This window comes from Streptomyces sp. NPDC127106 (genome assembly GCF_042677605.1).
Taxonomy (GTDB): Bacteria; Actinomycetota; Actinomycetes; order Streptomycetales; family Streptomycetaceae; genus Streptomyces.
Genome location: NZ_JBHXTC010000037.1, coordinates 56,531 through 74,191 on the forward strand (window position 1 = coordinate 56,531; position 17,661 = coordinate 74,191).

The window sequence follows — 17,661 nt, forward strand, 5'->3', positions numbered from 1 at the left end:
TGCGCTGGCGCGGGCTGGGCCGCTGGGTGGTGAACAGGGCCCCAAGCCTCGCCCCGGCCGGGCCCCCCGGGCCCGGCCGCCCCCGCCCCCGGCGTCCGCCCCGGCGCCCGCGCCGGCGGGCGGCGGCCGCGGTGGCTCCCCCTCCGGGCCACCGCGGCCGCCGCTCCTGCGTCGTGCTCCCCCGTTGCGTTGCTTCCCCCGTGGTGGTGCTTCCCCCGTGGTGGTGCGCCCCCCGTTTCCCCCGTGGCGGCGCACCACTCGTGATCCCCCGTGGTAGCGCCGTGGCCCCCCGGACCTCGGCGCACCCCCCCTTGATTCCCCCGTGTCCCCGGTGTCCGGCCGTCCCTCGTATCCCCCGTGGGACGGCCGGACACCGAGAACCGCTCGGTTACGGCCGCGGGCCGGACGCGTGGTTGTCCAGCGAGACGATCTCCTCGTCCGCAGCCGGCTTGTCGACCGGCTTGATCGCGATGCCGGAGGCGTGGTTGTCCATCGGTGTGATGTCGACGTCCGCCGTGGCGGGGTTGTCGACCGGCTTGATCTCGATCCCCGACGCGTGGTTGTCGAGCGGGATGATGTCGCTCTCGTTCGGCAGGATGTTCTCGTTCGTCGTCATCGGATCTCCTGATGGATGGCTAGGGCCCGTTCGGCGATTCCCCCGCGGACCGCCGAACGGGCGGTCCTCCAGCGGACTCCCGCGCCCCCGACGCGGTTGAGTCGATGCGTCCATGGTGCCGGGCGGCGATAAACGAACGATGAATGCCTTCGTTCAACTCCCGCCGCCGCGGGAGCGGCGCCGCGGGATCAGGCCGCGATCTCCGAGGCCAGCAGGGCGCGGACCTCGGCCAGTTCGGGCGACCCGAGGTCCTCGAAGACGGCCTTCGCGTCCTGCCAGCACGCCCGTGCCCGGTCCCGCTGCCCCAGCCGCGAAAGGGCCTTGCCCAGCACGGTCAACACGGTGGCCCGGCGCCACTCGCCGCCGATCCCGCGCAGCGCGATGGCCTGCTCGGCGTGGGCGGCGGCCAGCGTCGGCCGGTGCGCGGCCAGGTGCGCCTCGGCCAGCCGGAAGTGCGTCACGCCCTCCCACAGGGGCTGGCGGTTGTCGTGGAACAGGGACAGCGCCTCGGTGAGCTGCGCCTGCGCCTCGGCGAGCCGCCCGGCCTGGGTGAGGGCGATGCCGAGGGCGTACCGGCCGTTGGCCAGGCGCAGGGTCAGGCCCATCCGGTCGTATATGGCGATGCCCTGCTCGGCCAGCTCGATGGCACTGGTCAGCCGGCCCAGCTCGACGTGGATGCGGGAGAGGTTGCACAGGGCGCTGGCCTCGCCGATGTGGTTGGCGTCGGCGCGGAAGTTCTCGATGGCCTCCAGCAGGTAGCGCTCGCCGTCGGCGTGGCGGCCCTGGTAGAGGGCGATGATCCCGCGGTCGTTGGGCGCCCAGCAGCTGGGCAGCGGGTCCCCGGCCTCGCGGGCCAGGACCATGGCCTGCCGGGCCTCGTCATCGGCCTCGGCGAAGCGACCGGCGACGAGGTGGACGCTGGTCAGTGCGGTGCGGGCGCGGCCCTCGGCGTGCGGGTCCTTGGCGGCGCGGGCCGCGTCGCGCAGGGCCGTGGCGGCGGACTCGTACTGCTTGGAGTTGGCGCCGGACTCGGCGAGGTCCTTGGCTGCCCACAGCAGGTCCACGGCCCGGCGCAGCACGTCGGCGCGCCCGGTGGTGCGTACGGAGGACTGCCGGACGCAGGCGAGCAGCGGGTCGGCCTCGGCGTACAGCCAGTCCAGGGCGGCGCGGGGCTCGCCGAAGCGCAGGCCGGGGTGGTGGGTGGCCGCGAGGTGGGCGGGCAGGCGGTCGCCGGGCCGTTCCACGGCGTACACGGCGGAGGCGGTGGCGAGGTAGAAGTCGAGCAGCCGGTCGAGGGCGGCGTCCCGCTCCGTCGCGGGCTGCTCGTCGCGCTCGGCGCAGGCACGCGCGTAGAGGCGTACGAGGTCGTGGAAGCGGTAGCGGCCGGGGGCGGCGGATTCGAGGAGGGAGCAGTCGACTAAAGCCTCCAGGAGGTCTTCGGTGTCGTGCTCGGGCCGGTCCAGGACGGCGGCCGCGGCGGCCAGCGAGATGTCGGGGCCGTCGGCGAGGCCGAGGAGGCGGAAGGCGCGCTGCTGGGCGGGCTCCAGCTGGCCGTAGCCCAGCTCGAAGGTGGCCTTGACGGCGAGGTCGCCGGTCTGGAGCTCGTCGAGGCGGCGGCGCTCGTCGGCGAGCTTGGCGGCGAGGACGGAGACGGTCCAGGTGCGGCGGGCGGCCAGGCGGGAGGCGGCGATGCGGATGGCGAGGGGCAGGAAGCCGCAGGCGCCGACGACGTCGAGGGCGGCCTGGCGTTCCGCTGCGACGCGTTCGGCGCCGACGATGCGGGTGAACAGCTGGAGGGCCTCCTCGGGGCTCATCACGTCGAGGTCGACGAGATGGGCCCCGGCGAGGCCCGCCATGCGGACCCGGCTGGTGACGAGGGCGGCGCAGCCGGCGGTGCCCGGCAGCAGCGGCCGGACCTGGGCGGCGTCGCGGGCGTTGTCGAGGAGGACCAGGACGCGGCGGCCGTCGAGGGTGGAGCGGTAGAGCGCGGCCCGCTCGTCGGCGGTGTCCGGGATGGCGGTGTCGGGGGTGCCGAGGGCGCGCAGGAAGGAGCCGAGGACGGCGACGGGCTCGGCGGGGCGGGGTTCGGTGCCCTGGAGGTCGACGTACAGCTGGCCGTCGGGGAAGTGCGGGCGGGCGGCGTGGGCGACGTGCACGGCGAGGGTGGTCTTGCCGACGCCGCCGATGCCGGCGAGCGCGGAGACGGCCATGACCTGGCCGTCGGCGGCGGACAGGATGGCGCCGAGCTCGCCCACGAAGGTGGCGCGGCCGGTGAAGTCGGGCACGGTGGCGGGCAGTTGCGCGGGCCGGACGTGGACGGGCGCGGCGGCCGGGGCCGGGGCTTCGGCGCAGGCGAGTTCGGCGTCGGCACGCAGGATGCGCTGCTGGAGGGCGGCCAGCTCGGGCCGCGGGTCGACGCCGAGTTCGTCGGCGAGGAGGCGGCGGGTGTCGGCGTACACGGCGAGCGCCTCGGCCTGCCGGCCGCTGCGGTACAGGGCGAGCATCAGCAGTTCGCGCAGGCGCTCGCGCAGGGGATGGGCGGCGGTCAGCGCGGTGAGCTCGGAGACGGCCTCGGCGTGGTGGCCGACCTGTAGGTCGAGGTCGAGGCGGGTTTCCAGCAGTTGCAGCCGCCACTCGACGAGGCGGGCGCGTTCGGTCTCGGCGTGCGGGCCGGGGACCCCGGCGAGGGGTTCGCCGTCCCAGAGGTCGAGGGCACGGGCCAGGAGGGTGCGGGCGAGGGCGCGGTCGCCGGCGGTGCGGGCCTGCTCGGCGTCGGAGGCGAGGGTGCGTGCGACACCGAGGTCGAGGGTGCCGGTGGGGGTGCGGATGGCGTAGCCGCCGGCGTCGGTGACCAGGGTGCCGGGGTCGAGGACCTTGCGCAGGCGGGAGGCGTACGTGCGGATGGTGGCGAGGGCCTGCTGCGGCGGGTCGTCGCCCCAGATGGCGTCGATCAGCTCGGGCGCGGTGGCGGTGCGGCCGTCGCGCAGCAGCAGCACGGCGAGCAGGGCGCGCTGCTGGGGGGTGCCGGAGGGCAGGGTCTCGCCGCCGCGCCAGGCGCGGATCGGCCCGAGGACGGCGAAGCGGGAGCCGGGGGAGGGGGCAGGGGCGGTGGCGGTGGCGGGTGCGGCGGCGGGCGTCGCGGGCGGCTCGCCCGTCGGGGCTGCGGGCACGGCTTGGGGCCCGGGGGCGGCCTGGGTGGTCCGGGGGGCGCGCCGGGCTGCCTCTGGGTGCTTCCGCTGGGCCGGGATGGCCGGTATGCCGTCCACCTGTCGTCCCCCCTGCCTTCCGTTGGTGTAAGGGCCAGTCTGCCCTGTCTTGCTCGTACCCGTCAGCCCAAGTCGAACCGATCACTCCTCAACTAGCTGACGGTTCGTCAGATTGACGCTACCGTGAGGGCCATGGAGACCTTCCCGAAGATCATCTCGGTGGACGACCACACGGTGGAACCTCCTCACGTCTGGCGGGACCGGCTCCCGTCCCGCTACCGCGACACCGGACCCCGGATCGTCCGCGCCCCCCTCAAGGAAATGACCTTCCTCGGCGGCAAGTTCGCCCCCGTCATGGGAGCCGTGGGCGACCCCGGGCCGATCGGCGACTGGTGGGTGTACGAGGACCTGCACCGCCCCCTCACCCGCCTCGACACCGCCGTCGGCTACGACCGCGACGAGATCAGGCTGGAGGTCATCACCTACGAACAGATGCGCCCCGGCTCCTACTCGGTCCCGGACCGGCTGGCCGACATGGACGTCAACCACGTCCAGTCCGCACTCTGCTTCCCCACCTTCCCCCGTTTCTGCGGCCAGACCTTCACCGAGGCCAAGGACCGCGAGCTGGGGCTCCTCGGCGTACGCGCCTACAACGACTGGATGGTCGAGGAGTGGTGCGGCCCCGAAGCCCACGGCCGGCTCATCCCCCTCGCGCTCGTCCCGCTGTGGGACGCCGACCTCGCCGCCGCCGAGGTCCGCCGCAACGCCGCCCGCGGCGTGCGCGCCGTGGCCTTCTCCGAGATACCCCCGCACCTGGGACTGCCTTCGATCCACACCGACGCCTGGGACCCCTTCCTCCAGGCCTGCGACGAGACCGGCACCGTCATCGCCATGCACATCGGCTCCTCCAGCCGGATGCCCTCCACCTCCGCCGACGCCCCGCCCGCCGTCGGATCCACCATCACCTTCGCCAACTGCTGCTTCTCGATGGTCGACTGGCTGATGAGCGGCAAGTTCGAACGCTTCCCCCGGCTCCGCATCATGTACGCCGAGGGCCAGATCGGCTGGATCCCGTACATCCTGGAACGCGCCGACGTGGTCTGGGAGGAGAACCGCGGCTGGGGCGGAGTCGCCGACAAGGTCCTGCGCCCGCCCTCCGAGCTCTTCGCCGAACACGTCTACGGCTGCTTCTTCGACGACGCCTTCGGCCTGCGCAACCTCGACGCCATCGGCGCCGCCAACGTCCTGTACGAGACCGACTACCCGCACTCCGACTCCACCTGGCCCACGTCCCGCGAGGTCGGCGAGGCCCAGATGGGCCACCTCGCTCCGGACGTGGTCGAACGCATCGTCCGCGGCAACGCCATCGAACTGCTCGGCCTGACCCCGGAGGGCCTCTGGGCGGGCGCGTAGCGCCGGGGCGGCTCGGGTGCGGCGGCTCGGGCGCAGCGCCGGGGCGGCTCGGGTGCGCCGGGGCGGCGGCGGTCCCCTTGCGGCGAACGGGCCGCCAAGGCATGCTTCGCCAGAGCAAAGCTGAAGGGGCGGCAGTGATGGACAAGCGGACCGTGGTGACCGGGGTGTTGTGCACGATAGCGGCGATCGGCGCGTCCGCCGCCATGACTAAGGTGGTGCCGGATCCGGCGAGCCGACCGGAGACCCGCGTCAAGGCGGCGGCCCCGGCCCAGCCCTCGCCAAGCGTTAGTTCGCGAACGCAATCGCCCAAGCAGCCTCAGCTCACTACCTCCGGAACGCCCAAGCCGGGCACCCCGGCCGCCTTCACCGGAGCCCTGTTCGAGGGTGACGTGCAGGGTGATCACTTCTGCACGGCGACCGTCGTGCGCAGCCCCGGCAAGAACCTCATCGTCACCGCCGGGCACTGCCTGCTCTCCGGTAAGGCCGCCGACCGCGGCGCCGTCTTCGCACCCGCGTACGCCAACGGAGCGGCCCCGTACGGCTCCTGGAAGATCGAGGAGGTCTTCGAGGACAGCCGCTGGTCCGACGACTCCGACGACGACTACGACCTCGCCTTCGCCCGCCTCGCCCCGGACGCCTCGGGCCGCAACATCGAGGACGTCACCGGCGCCGCCCCCCTGGACACCACGGGCCGGGGCGGCGAGGAGGTCACCGTCACCGGCTACCCCGCCGACCGCAAGGTCCCGCGCACCTGCACGGCCACGGCGGTCCGCGAGACCCCGACCCAGCAGCGGTTCGACTGCGCGGACTTCCCGGGCGGCACGAGCGGCAGCGCCTGGCTCGCCCGCGACGGCAAGATCATCGGCATCCTGACCGGCGGCGACACCGACGACGTCTCGACCAGCACCATCCTCGGCGACTACGCGGCCACGCTGTACGCCCGGGCTGCGGGGGCCTCGGGGGCCTCGGGGGCGGCGGGGGCGGCGGGGTTGAGGCGCTGAGGTGAGGCGCTGAGGGGTGTCAGGTCGTGAGGCCTAGGTGGACGGGCTCGTCGAACTCCTTGGCCAGCAACTTCGCCAGCCGCGGCGGCCATGAGGGCTCCCCGAGCCCGGCCAGCGCATCCGGGGACAACCACCGCCAGTGGGCGTCGGGATGCTCCGGCACGGGATCGCGGCGCGGTCCGGTGGTGACGTAGATGTGCTCGTGCTGGCGCACGGGCACACCCTCGTGAGTGAAGTCGTGCTCCCACGTGCACAGCAGCCGCTGCGGCAGGAGGTCGGTCCAGCCGGTCTCCTCCCGCAGCTCCCGCCGCACGCACTCCTCGGGTGTCTCCCCGGGATCGATCCCGCCGCCCGGCGGCAGCCAGTGAATGCCGACCTCGACGTTGTCCTCCCGGAACAGGAAAACCGACCCGCCGGGATCCAGAACCACAATGCGCGCTGCGTACCTGGGAGTTCTCATCGCTTGAGCGTACGTCGCCGTGCGTCTGGGGCAAGGGGGGCGACCTGGATGCGCGGCGACGACGGCGTCGCAGGACCGTCGGCCGGACCCGGTGAGCAGCATGGTGGCCCACCGAGGTCGGGGGGTGTCCGGGGGTTTCCCGGCAGCCCATCGTCCTTCCGGGGCGGGCCCGTCAAGGGCGCTCCTCCTTCGTCGTCGCGTCGCTGCGCGATGGCCTGCGTCCACCCTTGACCGGCCGACCCGCCCAGGAACGCCAAAGAGCTGCCGGGAAGCCCCCGAAGGATGGCCAGGGGGACAGTTCAAGGGCGGGTCCCGTCAGAGATGCAGGGTCCACGGCTCCGCCTCGCAACAGCCCCGGGCCCCAAGGGCCTACAGGGCCTCCGCGGCCTTCGCTGCCTCCACTGCCGCCCGGCGCCGGGGGTGCGGGCGTGGAAACAGGTCCTCAAGGCCGATATCGATGCCGGTTCGGGAGGCCTCCCACCTGTGCGAAATGTTGACCCAGAGCCCATCGGGGCCGGTCAGGCGCCCCAGATCGCTACGCGCTCCTCGCGTCTCGGCGTCTGACGGCCGTCCGGGGCGCTGGTTGTGTGTATACCTCCGCGCCGTTCGGCGGTCCCCTCTCGCTCATGTATTCGGCTTCCGTCCGTGGAAACCACCCCCGCCGTCACCCCCGGCACCCCGACACCCCCCGGGAGGTTGACGTCCCCGTCGTGAGGGGCCTTTGCTGTGTACGGTCGGGGGAATGAGCAAGTTCGCCCGATTCGGCTTCCCCCGGCCCCGTACGGCCGCGCGTGCCGGGGCCGGGGTCGGCGCCGTTGCGGCCGTCGGCCTGCTGGCCTGCACGGCGGCCTGGTTCCATGCCGTCCAGGACGCGCCCGGCAACGCCGAGGCGCGTGCCCACAGCGCCACCGACGACCGCCCTGCGGCGGTTGCCGCCGCGGCCGACGGCCGTGTCGCCCGCGAGAGCAGGGGGAACGGCCAGGGGCTGCCCGGCATCAGCGAGCGGACCAGGGCGCGGATCCCGGCGGAGTCCCTGCAGCTCGTCCTGGTCACGGGCAGGGCGAGGAACTCCTCGTACGCCACCGCCGCCCTCTACACCCGGCCGACGGTCGGCGCCGACTGGGTCCTGGCCGAGAGCTGGCCCGCTCGCAATGGTGCCCGGGGGTGGTCCACGGAGCGCAGGTACGGGGATCTCACGTCCCCCGTTGGGGTGTTCTCGCTGAGTGACGCCGGGGGCCTGTTGCCGAAGCCGCCGGGGACGCGGCTGCCGTACGACCGGAGCCGGGCGTTCACGGCTTCCGGCCACGGTGTGGAAGGGGAGTCCCTGGAGGGCTCCTTCGACTATGTGGTCGCGATCGACTTCAACCGCAAGCGGGGTGTGTCGCCGCTGGACCCGACGAAGCCGGAAGGTGCGCGCAAGGGCGGCAACATCTGGCTGCACGTGGACCACGACGGCCCCTCGCAGGGCTGTGTCGGGATCTCGAAGGAGGCGATGGAGAGGGTGCTGGAGACGCTCGACCCGGCGGCGAAGCCGGTCATCGTCATGGGCCCGCACGGTTTCTGACCCCACCCCTATTGTTTGACGGATCGTCAGATAGGACGATGGCCCCGGCGTCCGGACCGAGCCGGGCCGAGTCGGAAGACGAGGGTGGGGCGGGGACGTATGGCGCGCGTGTTTCCGGAAGGCCGGCTGGTGTACGGGATGCAGCTCCCGATCCAGTCGCAGAGCACCCTGTACGCCGAGGCCTGGGAGGCCTCGGCCGGTCCCGCCGACCTCGCCGAGGTCGCCCGGGCCGCCGACCGGGCCGGGTTCGGGTACGTCGCCACCTGCGACCACGTGGCCATACCGCGCCGCCTCGCCGGTCCCATGAGCACCATCTGGTACGACCCGGTGGCGACCCTCGCCTACCTCGCCGGGGTGACCGAGCGCGTACGGCTGCTGAGCCACGTCGCGATCCTGGGCCTGCGGCACCCGCTGCTCAGCGCCAAGCAGTACGCCACCGTCGACCACCTCTCGGGCGGCCGGCTGATCCTCGGCGTCGGTGCGGGCCACGTCCAGGAGGAGTTCGAGATCCTCGGCGTCGACTTCGCCGGGCGCGGCGCCCTGCTCGACGAGACGCTGGACGCCCTGCGGGCGGCCCTCGGGCCCGAGGAGTTCCCGGCGTTCGAGGGCGAGCGGTTCTCCTTCCGGGACCTCGGCCAGCTGCCCCGTCCGGCCCAGGAGCGGATCCCCGTCTGGGTCGGCGGCTCCTCACCCGCCGCAGTGCGGCGGGCGGCCGTCCGTGGTGACGGCTGGCTGCCGCAGGGCGATCCGCGGGACCGGCTGCCCGCGCAGATCGCCCGGATCAGGGAACTCCGGGAGGAGGCCGGGGTGGCCGAGCCGTTCGAGTTCGGTGCGATCACCGAGGCGCTGTACGTGGGCGAGCCCGCCTGGGACACCGGCCGCCGCACCCTGACCGGCAAGCCGGAGGTGGTCGCCGAGTCGCTGCGCGCGTACCGGGCGCTGGGCGTCGACCAGATCCAGGTCCGCTTCCGCAGCCGCGACCGCGGCGAACTGATCGACCAGGTCACCGCGTTCGGCGCCGAGGTGGCGCCCCTCCTCGACGACTAGCGGCCTCCCCCCAGTACCGCCCCGCGATCAGGAGCACGGATATGGGTATAGCCAGCGGCAAGCTCCACGGCCGCGTCATCCTCGTCACCGGCGCCGCCCGCGGCCAGGGCGAGCAGGAGGCCCGGTTGTTCGCCGCCGAGGGGGCCAGGGTGCTCCTCGGTGACGTGCTGGACGAGCGGGGCGCGGCCGTGGCCAAGGAGATCGGCGAGGAGATCGGCGGGGGTCGGGCCCGGTACGTCCGGCTGGACGTGAGCCGGGAGGAGGACTGGGCCGCCGCGGTGGCGGCCGCAAAGGAGGCCTTCGGCCACGTCGACGGCCTGGTCAACAACGCGGGCATCCTGCGCTTCAACGAGCTGGCCGCGACCCCGCTGGCGGAGTTCCAGGAGCTGGTGCAGGTCAACCAGGTCGGCGCCTTCCTCGGGATCAAGGCGCTGGCTCCCGAGATCGGGGCGGCCGGCGGGGGGACGATCGTGAACACCTCCTCGTGTACGGGCCTGACGGGCATGGCGTACGTGGGTGCGTACGCGGCGACCAAGGCGGCGATCGTCGGGCTGACCCGGGTGGCGGCGCTGGAGCTGGCGGCGAAGGGCATCCGGGTCAACGCGATGTGTCCGGGGGCCGTGGACACCCCGATGGCCCATCCGGCTCTGCTGGACCCGGCGGGCATGAGCGAGGAGGCGCGGGAGGCCATGGGGGAGCTGTACCGGCGCCTGGTGCCGCTGGGGCGGGTGGGGCGGCCGGAGGAGGTCGCGCGACTGGCGCTGTTCCTGACGAGCGAGGACTCGTCGTACATCACCGGGCAGCCGTTCGTCATCGACGGCGGTTGGACGGCGGGCGTGAGCGTGCTCCCCTGATACCTGACTGCTCGTCAGGTATTGACGCTCCCGCCTCCGCGGTGGAACAGTCGGTCCAGTCAATCTGACGATGCGTCAGAAATTAGACCGAGGACGGTGAACCCCCTTGGAATTCGGGCTCTTCGTGCAGGGATACGTGCCTGAGGCGCGGTCCAAGGTCGACCCCGAGGCGGAGCACAAGGCGCTGATCGAGGAGACCGAGTACGTCATCCAGGCCGACAAGTCCGGCTTCAAGTACGCCTGGGCCTCCGAGCACCACTTCCTGGAGGAGTACTCGCACCTGTCGGCGAACGAGGTCTTCCTCGCCTACCTCGCCCACGCCACCGAGCGCATCCACCTCGGCTCCGGCATCTTCAACCCCCTGGCGCCCGTCAACCACCCGGTGAAGGTGGCTGAGAAGGTCGCCATGCTCGACCACCTCTCCAAGGGCCGCTTCGAGTTCGGCACCGGCCGTGGTGCCGGCAGTCACGAGATCCTCGGCTTCCTGCCCGGTGTCACGGACATGAACCACACCAAGGAGATATGGGAGGAGACCATCGCGGAGTTCCCCAAGATGTTCCTCCAGGAGGAATACGAGGGGTTCCAGGGCAAGCACTGGTCGCTGCCCCCGCGCAAGGTCTTCCCCAAGCCGTACGGCAAGGCGCACCCGGCCATGTGGTACGCCGCCGGGTCCCCGTCCTCGTACGCGATGGCGGCGAAGAAGGGCCTCGGCGTCCTCGGGTTCAGCGTCCAGAAGGTCTCCGACATGGAGTGGGTGCTGGAGCAGTACAAGACGGCGATCCAGGAGGCGAAGGCCATCGGCGCCTTCGTCAACGACAACGTGATGGTCACCTCCACGGCGATCTGTGCCGAGACCCACGACAAGGCGGTCGAGATCGCCGTCAACGCGAACATGAACCGTTTCCAGTCGCTGGTCTTCCGCTACCACGACACCTTCCCGCGGCCCGAGGCGATCCCGCACTGGCCCGAGATCCTGCCCGAGTACAACGCGGAGATCATCGAGCTCCTCATCGCCGAGGAGCTGCTGATCTGCGGGGACCCGTCCGAGGTGCTCGCCCAGTGCAAGCGCTGGGAGCAGGCGGGCGCCGACCAGCTCTCGTTCGGCCTGCCGACCGGGGTCTCGTACGAGGACACGATGACCACGATCAAGCTGATCGGCGAGCACGTGATCCCGGAGATCGACACCGACCCGGTGCACCGCACCACCCGGTTCCGCCAGGGCGCCGACGCGGGCGCCTGACCGGCGGTGCAGCGGGGACGGCGGTTTCCCGGACCGCCGTCCCGGGGGCCCCGGCCCCGCGGAACCGGCCGGGGCGGGGGCAGCGGCCTGCCCCGGCCCCGGCCGGCCACGGAAGAGGAGAAGGGACGTCACCGCCATGCTCGACCACCTGATCAGGGGAGCCACCGTCGTCGACGGCACCGGATCCCCCCGGTACACCGCCGACGTCGGCATACGCGACGGCCGCATCGCCGTCATCGGCGCCCCCGGCACCGTCACCGAAGAGGCCCGCACCAGCGAGGACGCCACCGGCCTCGTCCTCTGCCCCGGCTTCGTCGACCCGCACACCCACTACGACGCCCAGCTGTTCTGGGACCCGTACGCCACCCCCTCCATGAACCACGGCGTGACCACCGTCGCCGGCGGCAACTGCGGTTTCACGCTCGCCCCGCTCAACCCGGCCCGCCCCGAGGACGCCGACTACACGCGCCGGATGATGAGCAAGGTCGAGGGCATGGCCCTCGCCGCCCTGGAGGAGGGCGTCGACTGGACCTGGTCCTCCTTCGGCGAGTACCTCGACGCCCTGGAAGGGCGGATCGCCGTCAACGCGGGCTTCATGGTCGGCCACTGCGCGCTGCGCCGCCACGTCATGGGCGAGGACGCCATCGGCGGCCGGCCCACCCCCGCCCAGCTGGAGCAGATGGTCGCCCTCCTCCACGAGGCCATGGACGCCGGGGCCTGGGGCCTGTCCACCACCCAGTCCGCCACCCACTCCGACGGGGACGGCGCGCCCGTCGCCTCCCGGCACGCCGAGCCCGCCGAGCTCATCGCCCTGTCCCGGGCCGTCGGCGAACACGAGGGCACCCAGCTGGAGGCCATCGTCGCCGGCTGCCTCGACCAGTTCTCCGACCCCGAGATCGACCTGCTCGTCGAGATGAGCGCCGCCGCCGGCCGCCCGCTCAACTGGAACGTGCTCACCATCGACTCCGCCGTCCCCGAACGCGTGCCGCGCCAGTTGGTCCCCAGCGAGCGCGCCCGCAAGGCAGGCGGCCGCATCGTCGCGCTGACGATGCCGATCCTCACCCCCATGAACATGTCCCTCGGCAGCTTCTGCGCGCTCAACCTGATCCCCGGCTGGGGCGAGGTCCTCGGTCTGCCCGTGCCCGAGCGGATCGCGCGGCTGCGCGACCCCGGCGTGCGGGCGGAGCTGCTGCGCCGCGCCGACAGCAAGGAGGCCGGGGTGTTCCGGCGCCTGGCCGACTTCGGGCGGTACGTCATCGGGGACACGTACGGCAAGGAGAACGAGGGGCTCACCGGCCGCGTCGTCCGCGACATCGCGGCCGAACGCGGCCAGGACCCCTTCCAGTGCCTGGTGGAGATCTGCGCCAACGACGACCTGCGCACGGTGCTGTGGCCGATGCCGACCGACAACGACCCGGCGAGCTGGGCGCTGCGCGCCGAGACCTGGCAGCACGAGGACGTCCTGCTGGGCGGTTCGGACGCGGGCGCGCACCTGGACCGGATGTGCGGGGCCCCGTACACGACCCGGTTCCTCGGTGACTGCCTGCGCGGCCGCGAGCTGCTGCCGCTGGAGCAGGCGGTACGGATGCTGACCGACGACCCGGCGCGGCTGTTCGGGCTGCGCGAGCGCGGCCGGATCGCCGAAGGCTGGTACGCGGACCTGGTGCTGTTCGACCCGGAGCGGATCGAGGCCGGACCGGCGACCCTGGTCCACGACCTGCCGGGCGACAGCCCGCGGCTGGACGCGCGGGCGGTCGGGATCGTGTCGGTGCGGGTCAACGGGGTCGAGACGGTCCGGGACGACCGGGTGACGGGTGCGGTCCCGGGGACGGTGCTCCGGTCGGGCCGGGACACGAGGACGGTGAGCACCAGGTGAGCGGCGGAGGGCAGGGCCGGCACGGGCAGCGTCTGTTCATCGGCGGCGAGTGGGTGGAGCCGGCGGGCGGCCACTACGAGGTGGTCAACCCGGCGGACGAGTCGGTCGTGGGCCTCGCACCGGAGGCCTCGCCCGGGCAGGTACTGGAGGCGGCCGCGGCGGCGGCCGAGGCCTTCGAGGGCTGGTCGCGGACGCGCCCGGAGCAGCGGGCGGCGATCCTGGACCGGGCCGCGGACATCGTCCAGCGGGAGTTCGAGCCGTGGGCCGAGCTGGCCCGGGCGGAGACGGGCGCCCCGACGGGCATCGCGCGGGGCATGCAGGTCGGCGTGGGGGTGGCCCGCTTCCGGCGGTACGCGAAGGGCGCCCTGGAACCGGTCGAGCGGGGGCTCCCGCCGCAGGTCACCGAGGCCGGACCGATGGGGCGGGCGGCCGTGCTGGGGGCGCTGGAGGTGCGCCAGCCGGTCGGCGTGGTCACCTGCATCACCTCGTACAACAACCCGTGGGCGAACCCGGCGGGCAAGGTGGCCCCGGCCCTGGCCATGGGCAACACGGTGGTGGTCAAGCCGGCCCCGCAGGATCCGCTGTCGGTGTTCCGGATGGCCGAAGCGCTGGTGGAGGCCGGGGTGCCGCGGGGCGTGGTCAACGTCGTCGGCGGGCAGGCGGTGGAGGTCGGCGAGGCGGCGGTCGCCTCCCCGCAGGTGGACATGGTGTCCTTCACCGGCTCCACGGCCGTCGGGCAGCGCATCGCGGAGGTCTGCGGCCGTTCCATGAAGCGGCAGCTGATGGAGCTGGGCGGCAAGGGCGCGGCGGTCGTGTTCGAGGACGCGGACCTGGACGCGGCGGTGGCCGGGATCGGCACCACCTTCTCCTTCTACAGCGGCCAGATCTGCACCGCCCCGACCCGGGTGATCGTGCACCGGGCCGTGTACGCGCAGCTGGTCGAGAAGCTGACCGCTTACCTGGGCTACATGAAGGTCGGCGACCCGGCGGCGAAGGGCACGGTCGTCGGGCCGGTGATCTCGGCGGCGCACCGGGACCGGGTGGAGGCGTACGTCGAGCTGGGGCGGAAGGAGGGCGCGCGCCTGGCGTACGGCGGGGCGCGGCCGGTGGTGGGCGGTGGCGGGGGTCGTGCCCGGGGGCGCGGGTTCTACGTCGCGCCCACGCTGCTGGTGGACTGCACGAGCGACATGAGGGTGGTCCGGGAGGAGATCTTCGGGCCGGTGGTGGTGGTCGTGCCGTTCGAGGGCGGGGAGGACGAGGCCGTCGCCCTGGCCAACGACAGCGACTACGGGCTGCTGAGCTACGTGTGGTCCGGGGACGCGGCGCGCGCGTTCCGGGTGGCGCGCCGGCTGCGGGCGGGCGGGGTCGGGGTCAACACCATCGGCCGGAACATGGAGGCGCCGTTCGGCGGCTTCAAGCGGTCGGGGGTCGGCCGTGACGTGGGCTCGTACGCGCTGCACGCGTACAGCGAGGTGCAGTCGATCGTCTGGGCGGGCTGAGGGGGCTGAGGGGGCTGGGGGCGGCTCCGGGTGGGTGCCGGGCGTGCCGGGTGGGCGCCGGGCGTGCCGGGTGGGCGCCGGGGCGGGGCCGGCCGTGGTCGGCCCGCCCCGTCGGTCGTCCTCCGTCAGTCCTCGTCGTCCTCCGTCAGCCCTCGTCGTCCCCCGTCAGTCCTTGTAGTAGTCGGTGAGGACGCAGCCCTTCACCAGGGACGGCTCCTTGCGGAATCCGCTCGGCGGGTTGAAGCCGGGGTGGCAGTTGAGTACCAGCATTCCGCTCCCGGGGGCGAGGAGGGCGCTCATCGCGTCCGAGCTTTCGGATCCCGTGGCGAAGTCCTGGCCGACGATAGGGCCGCTGTTGGTGTTGCCGGGTTTGCCGTTGGCGTGGTCCTTCTCGACCTCGGCCTTGATGGCCGCCTGGAAGACCTTGGGGTCCTTGATCATGAAGATGGCGGTGACGTTGCGGCGTCCGCAGTAGCCGCGCTCGGTGACGGAGTACGTCTTGGCGTCGTACTTGGCGTCCGCGTCGCTGCTGGAGCTCGACGAGTCGCTCTTGGTGGAGCTGATCCGGTCGCACTTGGTGTAGCCGTTGATGATGCGGGCGGCCTCCGCCATCGAGCCGGCCTTGGCCAGCCCCTTGAAGCCCAGGCCGTTGCCCTTCTTCGCGGACCCGCCGTCGCCGCTGCTTCCGTTCCCGCTTCCGCTTCCGCTTCCGCCTTCGAGGCCGCCGATCGCGGCGATGCCGGAGCCCACGGCGGCGTCGTCGCCACCTCCACAGGCGGTGAGGGTGAGGAGTGCGGCGAAGGCCGTGGCAGTGGCGGTGACCGTCCTGGTGGCCGTCCTGGTGGTTGTCCTGGTGGGCGTGGTAGTCGTCTTTGCGACTGTCTTGGAGCTCATGACCGTGTGTCCCCCGTGTCGATGACCTTGATCGTCGGGAGCCTAGGTGGGCCGACATGTCCGCGCCAAACGTCGTGGCCGAAAACTGGCACGGGAAAGTTTTGGAACGGGCAAAACGGGCACAGCTGCGGTTTCCGTATACCGGAACCCGCTTCCAGGCTCCTCTGAACCGGGGGTAACACCGGCATGTGAACCTTTCATTGCCGATTCGTGAACGGCCCAGGATGCTGGATTCCAAGGGGAATCACCGTCCTGAGATCCGGAACAAAAACCTCCGGATATGGAAACCGCAGGATCTACCGTCCTGTGGCATGACTCAGCTGGACGTTCGGCCCGGAGCCGAAGACACGGCACGCGACGTCGCCGACGTACGCGGCAAGGGCCTCGGCAAGGGGTCCGTGGGACTGGTGGGCAGTGCCGTCATCGGCATCTCCACCGTCGCCCCCGTCTACTGCCTGACCTCGACCCTCGGCTCCACAGCCGGCGAGGTCGGCGTCCAGATGCCCGCCGTCTTCCTGGCCGGCTTCCTACCGATGCTCTTGGTGGCCTTCGCCTACCGCGAGCTCAACAAGGCCATGCCCGACTGCGGCACCTCCTTCACCTGGACCGTGAAGGCCTTCGGCCCGCGGATCGGCTGGATGTGCGGCTGGGGCCTGGTGATCGCCACGATCATCGTGCTCTCCAACCTCGCCGGTGTCGCCACCTCCTACTTCTGGCTACTGGCCGGCGAGATCACCGGCAGCGAATCGGTCGCCGCCCTCGACGACAACAAGCTCGTCCACATCGCGACCTGCCTCACCCTCGTCGCCGTCGCGACCGCCATCAGCTACCGCGGCATGACCGCCACGAAGGGCGTCCAGTACGCCCTGGTCGGCCTCCAGCTCGCCGTCCTCGCCGTGTTCGTCGTCATGGCCTTCCAGAAGGCCACCACGGGTGATGCAGGTTCCGCCGGCGCCTTCGACACCGGCCTGGACTTCTCCTGGCAGTGGATGAACCCCTTCGCGGTCGAGTCCATGGCCGCCTTCACCGCCGGGATCTCCCTCTCGATCTTCATGTACTGGGGCTGGGACGCCTGCCTGGCCACCAACGAGGAGACCACCGGCTCCACCAAGACCCCCGGCCGCGCCTCGCTCATCGCCATGGTCGTCCTCGTCGGCTCCTACCTGGCCACCGGCATCGCCGCCCAGATGGCCGTCGGATCCGGCTCCACCGGCCTCGGCCTCGGCAACCCCGACACCTCCGGCAACGTCTTCGCGGCCCTCGCCGGCCCCGTCATGGGCCCCGTCCTCGGCGTCCTGCTCTTCGTCGCCGTCCTCGCCTCGGCCGCCGCCTCCCTGCAGACCACCTTCATCCCGGTCGCCCGCACCGTCCTCGCCATGTCCACGTACGAGGCCCTGCCGCCCGCGTACGCCAAGGTCCACCCGCGCTTCAAGACCCCCGGCCGCGCCACCGTCATGGCGGGCGTCGCGACCGGTGCGTTCTACACCGTCATGACCCTGGTCAGCGAGAACGTCCTCACCGACACGATCTTCGCGCTCGGCCTGATGATCTGCTTCTACTACGCCCTGACCGCCTTCGCCTGCGCCTGGTACTTCCGCGGCGAGCTGCGCCGCAGCACCCGCGACCTGTTCCTCAAGGGCGTCTTCCCGGTCCTGGGCGGACTGCTGCTGGCCGCCGTCTTCTTCAAGACCCTGATCGACATGTGGGACCCGGCGTACGGCTCCGGCTCCACCGTCCTCGGCGTCGGCAGCGTCTTCGTCATCGGTGTCGGCCTGCTCGCCCTCGGCCTGATCGTCATGGCGGTGACCGAACGCCGCAGCCCCGCCTTCTTCCGGGGTGAGGTCCTGACGAAGTCGACGCCGTCGCTGGTGGTCGAGGACTGAGCCCGAGGGGGGCGTCGTAGCGGTGCCTGAGTCGTAGCGGTGCCTGAGTCGCATCGGTGCCTGAGTCGCACCGGTGCACGAGTTGCACCGGTGCGCGGAACGAACGTC

13 protein-coding genes are annotated in these 17,661 nt (G+C 72.3%); 9 read left to right on the forward strand and 4 right to left on the reverse strand.

The genetic code is table 11. From position 1 onward, the window contains the following. Positions 1–388: 388 nt before the first annotated feature. On the reverse strand, positions 389–616 hold the full coding sequence (locus ACFVGY_RS26390) for a hypothetical protein (protein ID WP_385681416.1): 228 nt from the start codon (positions 614–616) through the stop codon (positions 389–391). Positions 617–804: 188 nt separating this feature from the next. Further along, positions 805–3,882, reverse strand: coding sequence for a BTAD domain-containing putative transcriptional regulator (locus tag ACFVGY_RS26395; RefSeq protein ID WP_385681418.1), 3,078 nt, complete (start codon positions 3,880–3,882; stop codon positions 805–807). Between the two features lie 132 nt (positions 3,883–4,014). Here ACFVGY_RS26395 and ACFVGY_RS26400 point away from each other — a divergent pair, with 132 nt between their 5' ends. Then, positions 4,015–5,235, forward strand: a complete 1,221-nt coding sequence (locus tag ACFVGY_RS26400; protein ID WP_385681420.1) for an amidohydrolase family protein — start codon at positions 4,015–4,017, stop codon at positions 5,233–5,235. A gap of 137 nt (positions 5,236–5,372) precedes the next feature. Then, on the forward strand, positions 5,373–6,236 hold the full coding sequence (locus ACFVGY_RS26405) for a trypsin-like serine peptidase (RefSeq protein ID WP_385681422.1): 864 nt from the start codon (positions 5,373–5,375) through the stop codon (positions 6,234–6,236). A 19-nt stretch (positions 6,237–6,255) separates the two neighbouring features. On the opposite strand, the gene ACFVGY_RS26410 is transcribed toward ACFVGY_RS26405, so the two are convergent. Further along, positions 6,256–6,696 (reverse strand): NUDIX hydrolase, encoded by a 441-nt coding sequence (locus ACFVGY_RS26410; RefSeq protein WP_385681424.1) that lies wholly within the window; start codon positions 6,694–6,696, stop codon positions 6,256–6,258. A gap of 742 nt (positions 6,697–7,438) precedes the next feature. On the opposite strand from ACFVGY_RS26410, the gene ACFVGY_RS26415 reads away from it, so the two are divergent. From ACFVGY_RS26415 to ACFVGY_RS26440, 6 genes are all read left to right on the forward strand, one after another. After that, positions 7,439–8,260, forward strand: a complete 822-nt coding sequence (locus tag ACFVGY_RS26415) for a L,D-transpeptidase family protein (RefSeq protein ID WP_385681426.1) — start codon at positions 7,439–7,441, stop codon at positions 8,258–8,260. A gap of 138 nt (positions 8,261–8,398) precedes the next feature. Beyond that, on the forward strand, positions 8,399–9,307 hold the full coding sequence (locus ACFVGY_RS26420; protein WP_385681428.1) for an LLM class F420-dependent oxidoreductase: 909 nt from the start codon (positions 8,399–8,401) through the stop codon (positions 9,305–9,307). 41 nt (positions 9,308–9,348) lie between these two features. Then, complete coding sequence (locus ACFVGY_RS26425) at positions 9,349–10,161, forward strand: SDR family NAD(P)-dependent oxidoreductase (protein ID WP_385681430.1); 813 nt, start codon at positions 9,349–9,351, stop codon at positions 10,159–10,161. Positions 10,162–10,267: 106 nt separating this feature from the next. Next, positions 10,268–11,401, forward strand: coding sequence for an LLM class flavin-dependent oxidoreductase (locus tag ACFVGY_RS26430; RefSeq protein WP_385681432.1), 1,134 nt, complete (start codon positions 10,268–10,270; stop codon positions 11,399–11,401). A 136-nt stretch (positions 11,402–11,537) separates the two neighbouring features. Continuing rightward, a complete protein-coding gene (locus ACFVGY_RS26435; protein ID WP_385681434.1) occupies positions 11,538–13,277 on the forward strand; it encodes an amidohydrolase family protein in 1,740 nt (579 codons plus the stop codon). Continuing rightward, positions 13,274–14,776, forward strand: coding sequence for an aldehyde dehydrogenase family protein (locus ACFVGY_RS26440; RefSeq protein WP_385681436.1), 1,503 nt, complete (start codon positions 13,274–13,276; stop codon positions 14,774–14,776). The genes ACFVGY_RS26435 and ACFVGY_RS26440 overlap by 4 nt, the downstream gene beginning before the upstream one ends. A gap of 165 nt (positions 14,777–14,941) precedes the next feature. On the opposite strand, the gene ACFVGY_RS26445 is transcribed toward ACFVGY_RS26440, so the two are convergent. Beyond that, on the reverse strand, positions 14,942–15,670 hold the full coding sequence (locus ACFVGY_RS26445) for a hypothetical protein (protein ID WP_385681438.1): 729 nt from the start codon (positions 15,668–15,670) through the stop codon (positions 14,942–14,944). A gap of 311 nt (positions 15,671–15,981) precedes the next feature. On the opposite strand from ACFVGY_RS26445, the gene ACFVGY_RS26450 reads away from it, so the two are divergent. Then, positions 15,982–17,553, forward strand: a complete 1,572-nt coding sequence (locus tag ACFVGY_RS26450) for an APC family permease (protein WP_385681440.1) — start codon at positions 15,982–15,984, stop codon at positions 17,551–17,553. Positions 17,554–17,661: the final 108 nt, after the last annotated feature.

Excerpts from the sequence above, each read along its gene's own strand:
- ACFVGY_RS26390 (WP_385681416.1), bottom strand. The coding sequence starts at position 616 with ATGACGACGAACGAGAACATCCTGCCGAACGAGAGCGACATCATCCCG.
- ACFVGY_RS26400 (WP_385681420.1), top strand. The coding sequence starts at position 4,015 with ATGGAGACCTTCCCGAAGATCATCTCGGTGGACGACCACACGGTGGAA.
- ACFVGY_RS26405 (WP_385681422.1), top strand. The coding sequence starts at position 5,373 with ATGGACAAGCGGACCGTGGTGACCGGGGTGTTGTGCACGATAGCGGCG.
- ACFVGY_RS26410 (WP_385681424.1), bottom strand. The coding sequence starts at position 6,696 with ATGAGAACTCCCAGGTACGCAGCGCGCATTGTGGTTCTGGATCCCGGC.
- ACFVGY_RS26415 (WP_385681426.1), top strand. The coding sequence starts at position 7,439 with ATGAGCAAGTTCGCCCGATTCGGCTTCCCCCGGCCCCGTACGGCCGCG.
- ACFVGY_RS26420 (WP_385681428.1), top strand. The coding sequence starts at position 8,399 with ATGCAGCTCCCGATCCAGTCGCAGAGCACCCTGTACGCCGAGGCCTGG.
- ACFVGY_RS26425 (WP_385681430.1), top strand. The coding sequence starts at position 9,349 with ATGGGTATAGCCAGCGGCAAGCTCCACGGCCGCGTCATCCTCGTCACC.
- ACFVGY_RS26435 (WP_385681434.1), top strand. The coding sequence starts at position 11,538 with ATGCTCGACCACCTGATCAGGGGAGCCACCGTCGTCGACGGCACCGGA.
- ACFVGY_RS26445 (WP_385681438.1), bottom strand. The coding sequence starts at position 15,670 with ATGAGCTCCAAGACAGTCGCAAAGACGACTACCACGCCCACCAGGACA.
- ACFVGY_RS26450 (WP_385681440.1), top strand. The coding sequence starts at position 15,982 with ATGACTCAGCTGGACGTTCGGCCCGGAGCCGAAGACACGGCACGCGAC.